Source organism: Paenibacillus sp. SN-8-1 (genome assembly GCF_050995535.1).
Classification (GTDB): domain Bacteria; phylum Bacillota; class Bacilli; order Paenibacillales; family Paenibacillaceae; genus Fontibacillus.
In genome coordinates this window covers 3,589,719-3,605,207 of sequence record NZ_CP194782.1, presented here as the reverse complement: position 1 = coordinate 3,605,207, position 15,489 = coordinate 3,589,719, and the positions used below count along the sequence as shown (strand labels likewise).

Annotated in this window: 14 protein-coding genes and 1 riboswitch; of the genes, 9 read left to right on the top strand and 5 right to left on the bottom strand. The window is 49.5% G+C overall.

Going from position 1 to position 15,489, the window contains the following annotated elements:
• Positions 1-57: 57 nt before the first annotated feature.
• From tnpB to ACRRNK_RS17640, 4 genes are all read left to right on the top strand, one after another.
• Complete coding sequence (gene tnpB, locus ACRRNK_RS17655) at positions 58-1,179, top strand: IS200/IS605 family element RNA-guided endonuclease TnpB (RefSeq protein WP_433943985.1); 1,122 nt, start codon at positions 58-60, stop codon at positions 1,177-1,179.
• 190 nt (positions 1,180-1,369) lie between these two features.
• Complete coding sequence (locus ACRRNK_RS17650; protein WP_433943984.1) at positions 1,370-2,746, top strand: DEAD/DEAH box helicase; 1,377 nt, start codon at positions 1,370-1,372, stop codon at positions 2,744-2,746.
• A 49-nt stretch (positions 2,747-2,795) separates the two neighbouring features.
• On the top strand, positions 2,796-3,542 hold the full coding sequence (locus tag ACRRNK_RS17645) for an ABC transporter ATP-binding protein (RefSeq protein WP_433943983.1): 747 nt from the start codon (positions 2,796-2,798) through the stop codon (positions 3,540-3,542).
• 4 nt (positions 3,543-3,546) lie between these two features.
• Complete coding sequence (locus ACRRNK_RS17640; protein ID WP_433943982.1) at positions 3,547-4,761, top strand: ABC transporter permease; 1,215 nt, start codon at positions 3,547-3,549, stop codon at positions 4,759-4,761.
• A 90-nt stretch (positions 4,762-4,851) separates the two neighbouring features.
• Here ACRRNK_RS17640 and ACRRNK_RS17635 read toward each other — a convergent pair whose 3' ends face one another.
• The 3 genes from ACRRNK_RS17635 to ACRRNK_RS17625 form a co-directional block, all read right to left on the bottom strand.
• Positions 4,852-4,974, bottom strand: coding sequence for a YjcZ family sporulation protein (locus ACRRNK_RS17635; protein WP_433943981.1), 123 nt, complete (start codon positions 4,972-4,974; stop codon positions 4,852-4,854).
• 93 nt (positions 4,975-5,067) lie between these two features.
• Positions 5,068-6,366, bottom strand: coding sequence for an aminotransferase class I/II-fold pyridoxal phosphate-dependent enzyme (locus tag ACRRNK_RS17630; RefSeq protein ID WP_433946935.1), 1,299 nt, complete (start codon positions 6,364-6,366; stop codon positions 5,068-5,070).
• A gap of 103 nt (positions 6,367-6,469) precedes the next feature.
• Entirely contained in the window at positions 6,470-7,087 is a 618-nt protein-coding gene (locus ACRRNK_RS17625; protein ID WP_433943980.1) for a pyridoxamine 5'-phosphate oxidase family protein, read from the bottom strand.
• Between the two features lie 152 nt (positions 7,088-7,239).
• On the opposite strand from ACRRNK_RS17625, the gene ACRRNK_RS17620 reads away from it, so the two are divergent.
• From ACRRNK_RS17620 to ACRRNK_RS17610, 3 genes are all read left to right on the top strand, one after another.
• Complete coding sequence (locus ACRRNK_RS17620) at positions 7,240-8,802, top strand: PLP-dependent aminotransferase family protein (RefSeq protein ID WP_433943979.1); 1,563 nt, start codon at positions 7,240-7,242, stop codon at positions 8,800-8,802.
• A 184-nt stretch (positions 8,803-8,986) separates the two neighbouring features.
• Positions 8,987-9,772 carry a helix-turn-helix domain-containing protein gene (locus ACRRNK_RS17615; protein WP_433943978.1) on the top strand — a complete coding sequence of 262 codons (786 nt, stop codon included), beginning with the start codon at positions 8,987-8,989 and terminating at the stop codon, positions 9,770-9,772.
• A gap of 536 nt (positions 9,773-10,308) precedes the next feature.
• On the top strand, positions 10,309-12,741 hold the full coding sequence (locus ACRRNK_RS17610) for a family 43 glycosylhydrolase (protein ID WP_433943977.1): 2,433 nt from the start codon (positions 10,309-10,311) through the stop codon (positions 12,739-12,741).
• A 56-nt stretch (positions 12,742-12,797) separates the two neighbouring features.
• On the opposite strand, the gene asd is transcribed toward ACRRNK_RS17610, so the two are convergent.
• Complete coding sequence (gene asd, locus ACRRNK_RS17605) at positions 12,798-13,586, bottom strand: archaetidylserine decarboxylase (protein WP_433943976.1); 789 nt, start codon at positions 13,584-13,586, stop codon at positions 12,798-12,800.
• A 325-nt stretch (positions 13,587-13,911) separates the two neighbouring features.
• Between asd and ACRRNK_RS17600 the strand changes: the two genes are divergently transcribed.
• Positions 13,912-14,334, top strand: a complete 423-nt coding sequence (locus ACRRNK_RS17600; RefSeq protein WP_433943975.1) for a PH domain-containing protein — start codon at positions 13,912-13,914, stop codon at positions 14,332-14,334.
• Here the strand turns inward: ACRRNK_RS17600 and sda are convergent.
• Positions 14,326-14,490 carry a sporulation histidine kinase inhibitor Sda gene (gene sda / locus ACRRNK_RS17595; RefSeq protein WP_433943974.1) on the bottom strand — a complete coding sequence of 55 codons (165 nt, stop codon included), beginning with the start codon at positions 14,488-14,490 and terminating at the stop codon, positions 14,326-14,328. The two genes, ACRRNK_RS17600 and sda, sit on opposite strands and share 9 nt — an antisense overlap.
• A gap of 36 nt (positions 14,491-14,526) precedes the next feature.
• Positions 14,527-14,605, bottom strand: a riboswitch (cyclic di-GMP riboswitch).
• Positions 14,606-14,811: 206 nt separating this feature from the next.
• Here sda and ACRRNK_RS17590 point away from each other — a divergent pair.
• Positions 14,812-15,483, top strand: a complete 672-nt coding sequence (locus ACRRNK_RS17590) for a VOC family protein (RefSeq protein WP_433943973.1) — start codon at positions 14,812-14,814, stop codon at positions 15,481-15,483.
• Positions 15,484-15,489 lie beyond the last annotated feature (6 nt).

Genomic DNA, 15,489 nt, shown 5'->3' with positions numbered 1-15,489 from the left:
TTACCTGAACATGGTATAATGAGAACGTAGGTTCTGGTGATAGTGAGGTGAAACGTATTGTTAGTCAACAAAGCATACAAATTTCGTATCTATCCAACGAAAGAACAGGAACTCCTAATTGCTAAAACATTTGGGTGTAGTCGTTTTGTATTTAATCGTTTTTTAGCACAATGGACGGATATCTTCAAAGAAACAGGAAAAGGATTAACTTACCATTCATGTTCTGTTGAATTGACACAGTTAAAGAAAGAATTAGTCTGGCTAAAAGAAGTGGACAGCATTGCCCTTCAATCCTCACTGAAAAACCTTGCCGATTCGTATACACGATTCTTTAAAAAGCAGAACCATGCACCTCGCTTCAAGTCTAAAAAAAATCCAGTGCAGTCATACACAACAAAGGAAACAAACGGAAATATTGCCGTTGTAGGCAACAAAATTAAATTGCCTAAACTGGGTCTTGTTCGCTTTGCTAAAAGTCGTGAAGTAGAAGGGCGTATTCTTAACGCAACCGTTAGGCGTAATCCCAGCGGAAAGTACTTCATTTCTATTCTTGCAGAAACAAAAGTGCAATCATTAGAAAAAACAGGTTCTTCTGTTGGTGTTGACGTTGGGCTGAAGGACTTTGCTATCCTGAGTACAGCAGAGGTATTCTCTAACCCGAAATGGTTTCGTACACTCGAAGGGAAACTAGCAAAAGCACAACGTATTCTTTCCAGACGTACGAAGGGTGGTTCAAATTGGAACAAACAGCGGATCAAGGTTGCAAGACTCCACGAATGGATCACCCATACAAGAACAGACTACTTGCAAAAAATCTCTACGGATATCATCAAAAACCACGATGTCATTGGCATTGAGACATTGCAAGTCACGAACATGTTGAAGAATCCTAAGTTAGCCAAAGCCATTAGTGAGGTGTCATGGTCGCAATTCCACAAGATGTTAGAATACAAGGCAAAATGGTATGGTAAGCAAGTGATTGCTGTATCTAAAACCTTCGCTAGTTCTCAATTGTGTTCGTGCTGCGGCTATAAAAACAAAGACGTTAAACATCGAAACCTTCGTGAATGGGATTGCCCTTCTTGTAGAGCACATCACGACAGGGATATTAACGCAGGACAGAATCTTAAAAATGAAGCTATAAGACTTCTAACCGTAGGGACTACGGGGATAGCCTAATCAAATTAAAAGCCGATAGGCTTTCGTACTTAGGAATCTCCCACTTCAAACGACCCGTAGGGTGTTAAGTGTGAGTAGTTCAAATATCTTGATTTGTTGGTATCGAGGGTTTCGCATATAATGGAAATATCGCGCATTTCGGTGAATGCATAATGCTTAAATGACTTTAATCATAAAGGATGATACTTACATGACAATAAATACATTTCCCTCGATCGGCGTAAATGAAGCATTAACCGCGGGGCTGGCCGATTTTGGGATCACAGAGCCTTCTCCGGTACAAGCCCAGACGATTCCAGCTATTCTTGAAGGCAGGGACGTACTCGCCCAGTCACAGACCGGTACCGGGAAGACCTTGGCTTATCTGCTGCCCATACTGCAGCGAATCGATCCCTCTGTCAAATCGCTTCAAGCTCTGATTCTTGCGCCAACCCAAGAGCTGGCTATGCAAATTCTGCGGGAAAGTCAGCGCTATGGTGAACCGCTCGGCATCCACGCGCAGGCTCTGATTGGCGGAGCGGCGATTGGACGGCAAATTGAGAAGCTGAAGCTTCATCCGCAGCTTGTTGTAGGAACGCCTGGACGGATTAAGGAATTGCTGGCAGTGAAGAAGCTGAAGATGCATGAGGTTAAAACCCTGGTCGTGGATGAAGTAGACCAGGTGTTTCAGCTTGGCGGCTCAGGGGATGTGGAGCATATTATCCGGGCAGCACTGCGGGATCGGCAGCTTCTCTTCTTATCGGCGACGGTAAGCCCGGAGATCAGAAGCTTAGCCTACCGGGAGATGAAGGAGCCGGCGGAGATCGGAATCGAACCTGAACAGCGTACGTCCAAGACGCTGGAGCATGTGTATTTTGTCACTGAGGAACGGGAGAAAATTGATACGCTGCGGCGTATCGTTCGTACCTATAACGCCCCAAAGGCTATCGTGTTTGTTAACAATACCCAAGACATCGGTGAAGTTGAAGCCAAAATGAACTTCGTAGGTCTTCATGCACAAGCCTTGTACGGCGATGCGGACAAGACAACAAGAAGCCTGGTGCTTCGGCGATTCCGTGAAGGCAGTATCCGGCTGCTCATTGCTAGTGATGTAGCCGCCAGGGGACTTGATATTGAGGATCTAGGCCTCATCGTCAACTATGACCCGCCGATGGATGCAGATCATTATGTGCACCGCTCCGGACGGACAGGGAGAATGGGGCGCAAGGGGCTTGCTGTCTCTCTTGTTACCCCACGTGAGGAATTTATCATCCGCAAGTTCTCGAAGGAGCTTGGCATAGAGTTTATCCAGCGCGCCCTTTATGGTGGACGCATCGTTGAGCCTCGCGAAGCTGGAGCAGCAAGAACAAGTTCTGCCGGAAGACCGCGCACAGAACGTGGCGGCAGACCGGCAGGTGGTTATGACAACAAGGACAAGAATGGTTCAATCAGCCGCAAAGCAGGCGGAGCAGCAAAAGCTAACCGTAGTGAATCGCCTACCAGCGAACGGAAGCTGGACCGTCATCGGGACCGCAAGAATAAAGGCGCTCCCAAGTGGCTCAAGGATAAACAACCGCCCCGCTCGTAGGGATTCCTTGTTCGGCAATTGAATTGATTAGGTAAAGGGGGAGCTGTGCATGGAACAAACACCTGTACTGCAGATTGAGGAGCTTAGCGGAGGCTACAGCCTTGGCAAGCCGGTACTTCACAATATCAACTTTGATGTGAAGCCGGGTGAAATGGTCGGTCTGATCGGTCTGAACGGAGCAGGGAAGAGTACGACAATGAAGCATATTCTTGGTCTAATGGCACCTCATAAGGGTGTAGTCCTGGTGCAGGGCAAGACAAGAGATGAATCGCCGCAGAGCTACCAGTCTTCACTCGCTTTCGTGCCTGAATCACCGCTCCTCTATGAGGAATTGACGGTTCGTGAGCATTTGGAGTTCACGGCCCGGGCTTATGGCGTTGAGCCGGAAGCTTACCGCGAGCGTTCGGAGAGGCTCTTGGATCTGTTTCATATGAGGGAGAAAGCAGACAGCCTGTCCATGCATTTATCCAAAGGGATGAAGCAGAAGGTAATGATTATGAGTGCATTCGTGGCTCGTCCGCCGCTCTATGTCATCGATGAGCCTTTTCTCGGGCTTGATCCGCTGGGAATTCGCTCACTGCTTGACTTTATGCTAGAGATGAAACATAGCGGCGCATCGATTCTGCTCAGCTCTCATATTCTGTCAACGATTGAGAATTATTGCGACAGATTCATAGTTCTTCACCGGGGAGCCGTAGTTGCACAGGGGACGCTGAGCGAGATTGCGCAGCAAGCGAACGCACCGGGAGCATCGCTGGAAAATATCTTCTATGCTCTAGTGAAGGGCGGCGAGTAAGGCTATGGATTTAAGAACACTGCGCAGCCGCCGGAAAGCGGCCTTCTGGGGGAAGATCGTCCCGTACTTCCCTTATGTCGTGCAGAGCGGTGTGGCCGTACTCACCTTTATCCTGTTCATTGCCTTTGCTGCCTGGTATACCTCATTCCTGAAGCATATACCACCTGACCTCCCGATCCGCTGGATTATGTTAATTCTGCTTGCTCCGCTCACCGTGTATGCCAGCTTCAGAACGTATCTGCAGCCCGCGGATCTTACTTTCCTGCTGCCTCAGGAATACAGGATGAAGCCTTATCTCACCCCGGCTTACCGGAGCGGGGTAATTTATAAGCTGATCGGGCTCTTCATCCTTCTTATCGCAGTGTGGCCGCTGTATGTTCGCAGCAGCCCGGACCCTAAGCCGCTCTGGCTGTTGGCACTTGTGCTTGTTGTTCTAAAAATTATCAGCTCTTATGGCGCCTGGCAGGAGCTGCGAATGAGCTCCGCCCGCGCCAGAAGCGGATACCGCCTTCTGCGCTGGTGTCTCGTTATTCTTATGCTTGCGGCGTGGATTTGGCAGTCACCTCTTCGAAGCACACTCTTCACCATTCTGGTAGGGATCAATTATGTATTATCCCTACGATTGGTCGTTAAGCATCAAGTTCCGTGGGAGACGCTTATTGCGACGGAGAAGTCACAGGCTTCGCGGGTGATGCTCCTGCTTGGCTGGTTCGTTGATGTACCGGCAGAAGGGCAGAAGGTACACACCCGCCGCTGGTTGTCCGGTGTCGGGAACACGGTCACGTGGGGACAAGAAGCTTCCTTCCGTTATTTGCTCATCAAGACCTTCGTACGCAGTGAGCTCCTGGGCATTATTATCAGATTGACCCTGCTCTCGATGGTGCTGGTGTGGTGGACGGGCAATTCACTCTGGGGACCGATCATTTACCTGTTCTTCCTGTTCGCGGCAGGCATGCAGCTTAGTACGCTTCGGCAATATCATCGTGATTCTCCGGCAGCCTCATTCTATCCGGTACCAGAGGGGGCCCCTATTGATGCAGCCTTGCGCCTTATGTTCCGGGTTCAAACTGCCCTGGCTGTAATAATGTGGCTGCCTATGCTTGTGCTTGGATACACCCAGCCAATGATGCTCTTGTTCAGTCTGGCAGCCGGGATTATTTTGGTGGTTCTGCTTAGAGGCCGGTTTGCTCGCAGCTGGAGGATGGAAGAAGAAGATTGATGACCGAAGATATATTTTTGGAATACAAAAAGGCAGCCTCCCTCAGTATCATACTGAGAGAGGCTGCCTTTCTTGATCTCCGAGCTTATTTTAGAAGAGAATGGTACGGCTGATGATAACAAGCAGGATGAACAGGACTAAGATTGCACCTGTGCTTGTGAATCCACCACCAATTCCGCCGTAACCGCCTCTTGCTTCTTTAACTTCACCCATGAAAGTAATCCCCTTTCCCTGTGCTAATGTGTAGATACACGGTATATTATGACAGGGATGGGTTCTGTGCTTGGGCCGGTGCCTGGATATTGCTTAGGATTGCCGGAGGTCTTGGACAGCCTGATAGATGAGGTCGAACAGTTCCTCCAGATTCTCTTCTGCGATACAAGAGAAGGCCACCCGGAGATCATGGTCTCCTAGAGCAATGGTGCCGACACCATATTGATGAATCAGATGCTGGCGGAGGGCTTCGGCAGAGACATCCTTCAGCTTAAGGCACATGAAGTAACCCGAGTTGAACGGATAATAATCCCAGACCTCACCGTACTTGCCGCTGTCAAGCAGGGACTTGACTTTGTTGGCGCGTCCTTTCATCACCGCGAATTTCTCTTCCTTCTGTGATTCGAACTCAGGAGACTTAAGTGCTTCAAGAACAAAAGTCTGGGAAGGATGAGCGCCGCTTGAAATGGTCGCCCGGATAATTCCGAGTGTCTTCTGTTCCAGCGAGGAGAGCACCTCCTGATTGTCAGAAGCGAAAGTAATGAAGCCAACGCGGAAGCCCCAAACGTATTCTTCCTTGGTTGCTCCGTCAATTTTGACAGGAAGGATGCGCGGATGAAGACCCGCTAGCTTGCCGAACAAGGATTCATGCATGGAATCTTCAAAGAACAATCCAAAGTAAGCATCGTCAGTCACGACAACCAGATTGATGCCGGCCTCAGCAGCTTCATATAGTGCGTCTACAATTTCCTTACCCTCAGCTTCCCCAGGAGTATAGCCAGTAGGGTTGTTAGGGAAGTTCAGAATCACGATCGCCTTGCCTTTATCCTTCTGTGCCAGCAGGGCCTCACGCAGACCAGCACTGTTAAAGGTCATCTGCTCTGTAAAAAGCGGGTAGTTCACGATATGACCGTGACGGCGGATCCCGAAAGTCAATTCGTAGTTCTCCCAGTTCTTGTCCGGGTAGATCACCGCGTCGCCTTCACCCACGAAGAGATCCGCGACTATGCTGAGTCCGTGCGTGAGAGCGTTCGTTACAACAGGATTCCCGAAGCTCTTTCCTTCCAGAGAAGGATTCTCCTGCAGCATCTTGCTGCGCCATACCTTGCGAAGCTCTGGCTTACCAGCCGGAGGAGCATAAGGATACAGGTCTTTTGGATTAAATGCAGACAGCGATTCCTGAAATACGCCCAGGTGCATCGGGCCGCCGTTCTCGGTTGCAATCCCGATGGTCGCATTATATTTCTTGGCATTCGCTGTGGCTTCAGCCGATTGACTCAGGATTCCTTCCTTGGGAAAATAGATTTCTCTTCCAAGTGTCGAGAGCACCTCGTACACATTGGCATTACCAGCTTTAATATTCTCGTTTAACTGTTCGGCAAGTGGGTTCATCGCGCTTTCATCCTTCCAGTCTGTTTGGATTCCATAGTTCCGGTTTTTACTGCCTAACATTATAACATCCTATCCACGGAACCGTCACGGACTAAAAAGGCACTTATTCCGTATGAAAAGGACAAAATTGTGTCATCAAGCGCACCGTCTCCATATCTTTGCCCTGGTTGCGCTCCATGAGACCTTGTGTGATCTGGTTTCGCTTATCCTGGGTCATATTTTGCCCGAATTTGAATTTGGCGGTTATTTGCTCAGGGACGATTCGCACAACAGATACCGCTTTAAGCTCCCCGGCATACGCCGGGTCTTCCGCATCAATTTGAGTATATCCTCCTTCGGGCTGCAGCTTCTTCATAAATAACGTCAGGGCCTCAGCCTTCTCGGCGAGATCTGTGATCTTCTCGGCTCTGCCTTTCACCATCACACTCTTGAAAAAGGCTGTGGCCGGACAAGCCTTAACCGGATCGGTGTAATAGGAAGGGATCCGTGCGAATTCCTCCGCCACCGTGAAGCTGACCCGGTTATCGGCTTTCAGATGTTTCATCTTCTCACCAGCCAGACTCCCGTGAAAATAGAAGACACCTTGTCCGTAGGCAAAATTAAGCGGGGTGACCCGGCTCCACCCGTCCTGGTCGGTTGTCCCCAGAAAACCAAAGCTCTGCGAGAACAGGAATTGTTCGATTTCCTGCTCCTCGGTTACTGTGAATTCTTTCCGTCTCATCTGAAATCCCCCTTAAGTAAATAGATTGGCAGGCACTGCTTTATGTTGATACTCAGCATAAAACTGAAATTGACATATAAAAAGAACCAATTTACATTAAATTTATTGGTCCATTTAGGAATACTGAATTCATTCTAGATATAGAAAGGCTGATGACCTTGGATTTGATACTCCCCTGGGAAGCCTGCCTGCAGCAGTACCGCTACAAATATTTGGCACTTTATCACGCACTTCGATCAGCTATTCGAGAGGGGACGCTGCCCGGTGGGGCGAGACTGCCCTCAAGCCGTGAACTAGCGCAGCTGTATGGGATATCCAGAGGCAGTGTATCCCAGGCATACGATATGCTGCTTGCCGAAGGATATGTGCTGCCAGAAATAGGCCGGGGTACTTATGTGGCTCCTTTAATTACGGAGGAGACGGAGAGAACTGCCGCTCAGGCTGAGCTGCCGTTATCGGCATGGGGTCAGCGAATGCTGGATTGGCACTCGGATATACGGGATAATGATAGGATACCGGATTTAAGCCAGCCGGGGGGATGGAGAAATGGCGAGGCAGCCGCAAAGGAAACGGATAACAGACGCGGGAAGCGGCGGCCTGGCCATCTCTCCTTTGCGGAAGGCGGAGGGGACATGCGGCATTTCCCGCATGCCGAGTGGAGAAGCGCGCTTGCCTTTGCCGGCAGGGAAGCGGCGGCAAGCGAGGCGGCTCTCATCCCCGGCGATCCGTTCGGGGATGAAAGCCTGCGGGCCGCGATAGCTGGTCATTTGCGCAGGAGCCGCGGCATTACCGCGGAGCCTGCGCAAATCTGCCTCTTCAGCGGCTCCATGCAGGCCATTGCTCTCCTGACCCAGCTGCTGCTGGGGGAAGGAGAGCCGGCCGTGGTGGAAGATCCCGGCTATCACGGGATCGTCAAGGCCGTTCGCGCCTGCGGCGGCAGGCCGCTGCCGGCTGCCCTTGACGGCAGCGGCATTGTGCCGCAGGACTGGCCGGCGCGGCTGCTCTTCGTTACGCCGGGCCGGCAGTTCCCGACCGGCGCCGTATTGTCTTCGCCGCGGCGGCAGGAGCTGCTGGCCTGGGCCCGCCGGAAGGATGCTGTCATCATCGAGGATGATTATGACAGCGAGTTCCGCTGGGGCGGGCGGCCGCTTGAGCCGCTCAAGGCGCTCGACAAGGACGAGCGGGTTGTCTACGTCGGCTCGTTCACGAATACGATGTTTGCTTCGCTGCGAATCGGCTATGCCGTGCTGCCGCCGGGTCTGATCACGCCGATGCGCTGCGCCAAGGCGCTGTATGAGCCGACCCCGCCGGGAGCGCTGGAGCAGCGGGCACTCGCCCGGTTCATGACTCGGGGCGAGTATGACCGGCATCTTCGCCGTATGCGGAGAATCTACCACGCAAGGTATGATGCGCTGTGCAGCCTCCTGTCTGCGGGTGAGATGCATAAGCTGTTCCGTGTGCTGCCCGCGGATGCCGGGCTGCATATCTATGCGCAGTGGCGCCGCTCTGAGGAGGAATTCCAGCAGCTGTGCGAGCTTTCCGTCCAGAACGGCGTTATGTTCAGAGATGCCCGCACTTACGGGCTGACCCCGTCTCAACCCGCGGCCTGCTTCTCCTTTGCCCATTTGCAGATCGATGAGATTGCCGAGGGGATTCGGCGGTTAATGAAATCCTGGAGGCTTGTACAAGAAAAGCTCAATACAAGGTATAATTAAATATAAGACGCAGTTAAAAAAATAACATGTAAGCAAGGAGTAACGGAGGGGACACCCAAGCATTCCCCGTAGTTACGACTGTAAGCACGAACTGGAATATTTCAATTGTGTCTTATATATAGCAAGTTGTAAGCAAGATATAATTAATAAGCAAGAGAATGTCATTATTCAGAGGGGGAATGTCATGCTTCACGCTTCTACGTCTTCATTTGTGCTGAAGCCTGCCTTTGCCAAAATCGTCTGTGAGCCCGGCTGGAAATGGCAGAAGCGGGAGAAACCGCTGGAGAATTACGATTTGTTCTATGTATGGAGCGGCGAGGGGACTGTGGTACTGAACGGTCGTCAGATTCCGGTTAGCCGGGGAAGCTGCTTCCTGTTCCGCCCGGGCGATCATACTAGTGCAACGCATAATCCGCAAAAGCCATTGGTGCTGACTTACATTCATTTTGATGTTGACGAGCCTGTATCCGAGGTGCCTGGAGCTTACCGGGTACTGGAAGATACACTCGATTTCGAATATATGCTGTCCCGTTATGTACGGCTCTTTCTAATCAAGGCCTATGCGGCCGAGGAGGAGGCCCGCTTGATTCTGAAGCAGCTGATGATCTATCTGCTTCGGCAGGAACGGGAGGAGCCCGTGGAGAGAAAGGTCAGCAATCAGCTGACAGAGGTCATTCACGAGGTAGCTAACTATGTGCTTCAGCATCCTGGTCTGCCTCATCGGGTTGAAGATCTGGCTGCTAGAGCTGGTCTCTCAGCCAGATACTTCTCGATCAAGTTCAAGGAGCTGACGGGGGCTTCCGTTCAATCCTATATTATCAAGTGCAGAATTGACCGTGCGCAGCATCTTCTGCTGCATGCGGGTATGAACGTGACCGAAGTGGCTGATGCGCTTGGCTACCGGGATATTTTCTTCTTCAGCCGCCAGTTCAAACAGTATACGGGCAAGAGTCCCTCGGAGATCCGGTAAATTTTATTTTGTAAGGCCTGTTTCAAGAGAACGGTGGCGGGGTAATGGTTATTTATGTTAAATTTATATAGAAGGGAGGAGGTGTCACTTATGAGCAGAAGACGGCGGGTGCGCAGCAGAGGAGGCTTTTCTCAAGGTTGCAGCATTTTTCGGAATCGTATGCGCCGGGTTCGGCCAGCTGCTGAACGTGAAGAGTTCTGGTTCTAATACTTAAGTATGTCAAGTCAATCACATATTCGGCACTTAGTGCTGTCAAGAGGCTGCCTCGGGGATACCCGGCAGTCTTTTTTTGTGTGTAGATCTCCAAGTATAAATATTTACTTTATATAAATGTAAAATAAATATAAACCATTGACAATAAAACGACGAAAATAGATACTATTTACGATAAACTATAAACTTATTTAGTTTTATATGAAATAAATAAAAATCGCTCTATTGTGTGGCATCCTCAAATGGCAAGAGCAACAAGTTTTTTTGTAAGAACAAATGTAAGGGTTTACAAAAAATCGTCTTCCAAATGAAAGGAGAACAACATGAAGAAAAAGAGTGTACGTAAATTAACCATGACCGCAGGTATGGCCGTCCTATTAACCGCTGCTGTTCTAGAACCGGGGGCGGGACTTATGAATTCGTCACAAGCGGTGGCAGCGGAGGTGTCTGCCGAGAATACGGCGAAGAAGCTATCCGAGGCCCCAGTCTTTCAGGAGGCATCTGTACACGATCCTTCTGTGATCAAGGTGGGAGACACCTTTTACGTATTTGGATCTCATTTGGCCGCAGCCAAAACCAAGGATTTCATGAAATGGGACATGATCGCGTCCGGGGTGAAAGATGGCAATAAGCTAATCCCTAACGTGACAGAGGAGCTCAAGGATACCCTTTCCTGGGCACAATCGGACACGCTGTGGGCACCGGATGTGATCCAGCTTGCAGACGGGAAATTCTATATGTATTACAACGCCTGTAAAGGGGATTCTCCCCGTTCGGCCCTGGGTGTGGCCGTAGCGGATAACGTGGAGGGGCCATATAAAGACCTCGGCATTATTCTGAAATCAGGCATGTGGGGCGAGACAGGTGCGGATGGAACGATTTATGATGCGACCAAGCATCCTAATGTCGTTGATTCGGATGTCTTCTTCGATAAAACCGGGAAGCTGTGGATGGTGTATGGCTCCTATTCGGGGGGGATCTTCATCCTTAGAATGGATCCCTCGACCGGCAAGCCTTTGCCGGATCAGGGTTATGGCAAAAAGCTGACCGGAGGCAATCACAGCCGCATTGAAGGACCTTATATGCTCTACAGTCCGGAGACGGACTATTATTACTTATTCCTGTCATTTGGCGGCCTGGATGCGAACGGTGGTTACAATATGCGCGTAGCCCGCTCGAGAACACCAGATGGTCCTTTCCTGGACGCTGACGGGAATGACATGCTTCAAGCGAAGGCGAATCCAAGTCTGCCGCTCTTTGATGACAGATCGGTTGAACCTTACGGGGTCAAGCTGATGGGGAATTACCTGTTCAAACGAGACCTCGGCGATCCTGGACAGGGAATAGGTACCGGCTATGTCTCACCGGGGCATAATTCGGCCTATTATGACAGCAAGACGGGGAAGTACTACCTGATCTTTCACTCGCGATTCCCCAGCAGAGGAGAGGAGCACGAGATTCGCGTCCATGAAATGTATATGAATGCGAACGGTTGGCCGGTAGTAGCCCCGTATCGGTATGCTGGAGATGTGAGCGATAAGATGACCGCGAAGCCAATCAACAAGAATGATATCGCGGGGGAATACAAGTTTATCAATCATGGAAAAGAGATCACCTCGGTAATTAAGGAATCGGTCTCCATTGTACTGGATAAGAAAGGTGGAATTACCGGTGATGTCACCGGCAAATGGAAGATAACCGGCAGCAATAAGGCAGAAATTACGGTAGACGGAGTTCAATACAGTGGTGTATTTACCTATCAGTGGAATCCGGATAATCAGCAGAATGTGCTCACTTTCAGCGCTCTATCGAACAAGGGGGAGTCGATCTGGGGCAGCCGGATCATGAACCGGAGTGACAAGCAAATTGTAGAGGCTGTACAAAAGGATCTTAATCTGGGTGATACCAGCGGCATCTATAATGATCTTGCTCTTCCTGTATCAGGGGCGGAAGGCTCCGTGATTTCCTGGACCTCCTCGGCTCCTGAGGTTGTATCCGCGAACGGGACTGTGAACCGCCCTGCTGCTGGATCCGGGAATGCCACGGTCACCTTGAAGGCTGTTATAACCAAAGGCAAGGCAAGGGAAGTGAAAAACGTGCAGGTAGTGGTGCTTCAGCAAAGTAAAGGTCCGCTGGTAGCCAGTTATTCCTTGGACGAAGATAAGGGCAGTCTCATTCAGGACAGCTCCCCAAATCATTATCAGGGTAAGCTGAACGGTGGAGTAAGCTGGGATGCACAGAGTGTGAATGAGGCAAGGGGCGGTTCCCTTAACTTTGGCGGTAAGGACGGTTATGTTCAGCTGTCTGGCGCTCTTGCCGACGCAGAGGATTTTACCTTCGCCGCATGGGTGAATTGGGCGGGAGGAAGTGACTGGCAGCGTATTTTCGATATCGGAAATGGGATGAATTCCTTCATGTTCCTTACTCCGTCGCAATACAGCGGCGTTCTTCAATTCACCATTCATGAGCAGGGCATCGATCAGAGCCTGCTGTCAGCCACGCCCCTACCCAAGAATGAATGGAGTCATGTGGCGGTGACCCTGGAGGGTAATACAGGCAAGCTGTATGTGAACGGCAAGCTCGTGGCCACGAATACGGGTATGAGCTTTAACCCTAAGGAGCTAAAGGCAGTGGAAGCCTATCTCGGTAAAAGCCGGTTTGCGGCGGATGCTTACTTCGGAGGACGTCTGGATGATATTCAGTTCTATAACAAGGCCCTGACTGAGCAGGAGATCAGTACATTGTCTGAGAAATAAAAAAGAAATGAGCAGTCTCTTCTGAGGCTGCTCATTGTGCTTCTATATTCGGTTCTCTAATTCCGGTAGAATCTTCCCAGCAATGTGCCCAGCTTCACGGGAGTGCCGATGGCCAGATCAGGCAAAGGCTCGAAGGTTCCATTCTCCGTCAACAGGACAACCGTGGATCCAAATTCGAAATAAGCCATGTCATCTCCACGATTCCAGGAGCTGGCGGTGTCGTCTGTATATTTGATGCTGCTGACATTCATGGCCCCGACCTTAACAACGGCCACCTCACCCAGTTCATGGGAGATGTAGGTAATCAGCCGTTCATTCCGGCTCAGAACGCCCTTCATATGGGTCAGTCCAAAATCATTGACCGGATATACCCGGCCTTTCAGGTGCTCGCTCTCTACTTTCTGTCCCGTAACCGGAGCATGAATACGATGATAGTTAGTCGGGCTCAGATAGAGAACGAAGAAGTACCCATTCTTATAGGTCTCCATATGCGGAGAATGGCCCAGAAGCTCAGCCAGTGAATAGTCTTGGCCCTTAACGCCTGGGATTAGGCCTGCATTGACAGGTCCCATACCGGTAATCAGGCCATCCACGGGACTGATCAGGGCATCTGGAGCATCAGGAATCGGACGCATCCCCGCTTTCAGGCGGCGGGAGAAGAATTCATTCAGGGATCGGTATTCACTAATATCTTTCTCCGCTTCGTGCAGCGGAATATTGTAGGTTTTCGCAAATGTGGGAATGATGTGACGGCTGAATCCGGAATGGGAAAAGTGTCCCATGATTTGAGAGATCCATTTCCGGGAGGAAAGCTCGGTCATCAGCCTCATCACTTTTTTTGCCATGGGGGCATCCTCCTTACAAACAGATAAGACAAAGCTTATATTGACATAGAACCTGCTTGAAATCAACCTATAACCCGTATTTTGATCCAGAGATACTTGAATACCATATGGAAAATAGTGTATGTTGGGGGCGGGGAATTTCTTAAGTTCAACTTATATAGCAGGTGAGAGAAGAAGACTTGAAATCGTGGAAATAGCATTGGGGTTAACTTAGAGGTGTATAAATTTAAATTTCAGAACATGGAAGACGCAGGTGAGGCAGGGGGAAACAAAGCCAAGGAGTTGGCAGCTTCAGCATCTGCTATTGCTAAGGAGGACCTTGTATATGAAATTTCAGACCCGAAGAGATCCCTTTCTATCTATCGTCATTTGGTCCAGTATTATCATCCTCATTGGCAGTGCCCTGTCTCCTGCATTTGTAGGAGGATTGAGCCTGATTGGCGGAGTCTTACTGTTCCTGCTCTGTATTTCGGTGGCGGGATTAATAGCTTGGTTATGGATATCTACGTACTACATCATTGGTGAGAACGATTTGTTTATACGTACCGGCCCAGCTACCAAATCAATTCCTCTCGGAAGTATTAGTATAGCCAAGCCTATTCGCTCAAGGGCGGCCAGTACAGCAACTTCAATTCACCGTATTGAAATTCGTTATGACAAATATGAGTATATCCAAATCTCTCCCTTGGATCAGGAAATTTTTCTGAGAGAACTCAAGCAGCGGTGTCCGCACTTGCAATTAAAGTGATGTGGATGGATCGCTTTCTTTGCGCGTATTTCTTCGTTCAATCTCCTCTTCAAGCAGTTGAAGGAACTCTTGATTCAGCCCAAGCCTAAGAGCATTTTGGTATGCTTTAATTAAGGTTTCATAGCTCATTTGTGATAGACCCAGTTCATTGATCATACAGCAAATTCTCCTTTTAGTAAGGTAATTGCTGTTTTCGGCAACCCAGCCGCCACTTTAGTTCTGGCCTGTGGCTTTGCGTCCTTACCTCTCAGTAAGTTTGCGTTTTCGAACAGACATTATTTTATATAGTTTATCGGATTTGGACAGCAAAATATTGAGAATTAGGAACTATGATAAGAATACTAAAATTCAGTCAGTTCCAGAGAGATCATGTAGGCTGTCTGTTGTACATTTCAGTTCGGATATGAGTCTACAGTGCATATGGATCCAGAAGACTATGATCAAGATAGAAAAAATAGAGAAAACGGAGGTACAGTCATGCGAATTAGAGAGGTGAAGCTGCTGACTGGTTCGATCGAAGCCGTTAGATCATTTTATCATGAAGTGCTTGAACAGGCGGTTCTACAAGAATCGGAGGATGTCATCTCGCTGAAGATAGGCGAGTCGATACTTACTTTTACACGTTCCGATCAAAGCGAGTCTCCGTACTATCATTTTGCGTTTAACATTCCTGAGCGGAAATGTGAGCAGGCGCTGAACTGGTTGAAGCAAAAGGGGATATCCGTTCATTCGGCCAATGGGCATGAGATAGAGCATAGCGAGAGTTGGAATTCCGATTCGATTTACTTCTATGATTCTGTGGGGAATATCGTTGAATTCATCGCCAGGCATGATTTAAAGGATGAGGATGCGACCCTTTTTACAGCTGCGGATATTAAGAATATAAGCGAAATAGGTCTTCCCGCTCAAGATGTAATAGCGGTAAGCGAAGTCCTAAGAGATAAGTATGATCTTCAGGTGTATAAGTCGTCAGGGCCGACATTCACTCCATTGGGTGACGAAGAAGGGCTGTTCATCCTTGCGGCTGTGGGGAGAATCTGGTTCGCTTCGGATAAGGCTGCAAAGTATTTTCCAGTTACCATTGATATTTCTGATGGCAGAACAGGAAATGAATTCATAATTGACGAAGGTTATGTCATCAAGTCCTGATTAATG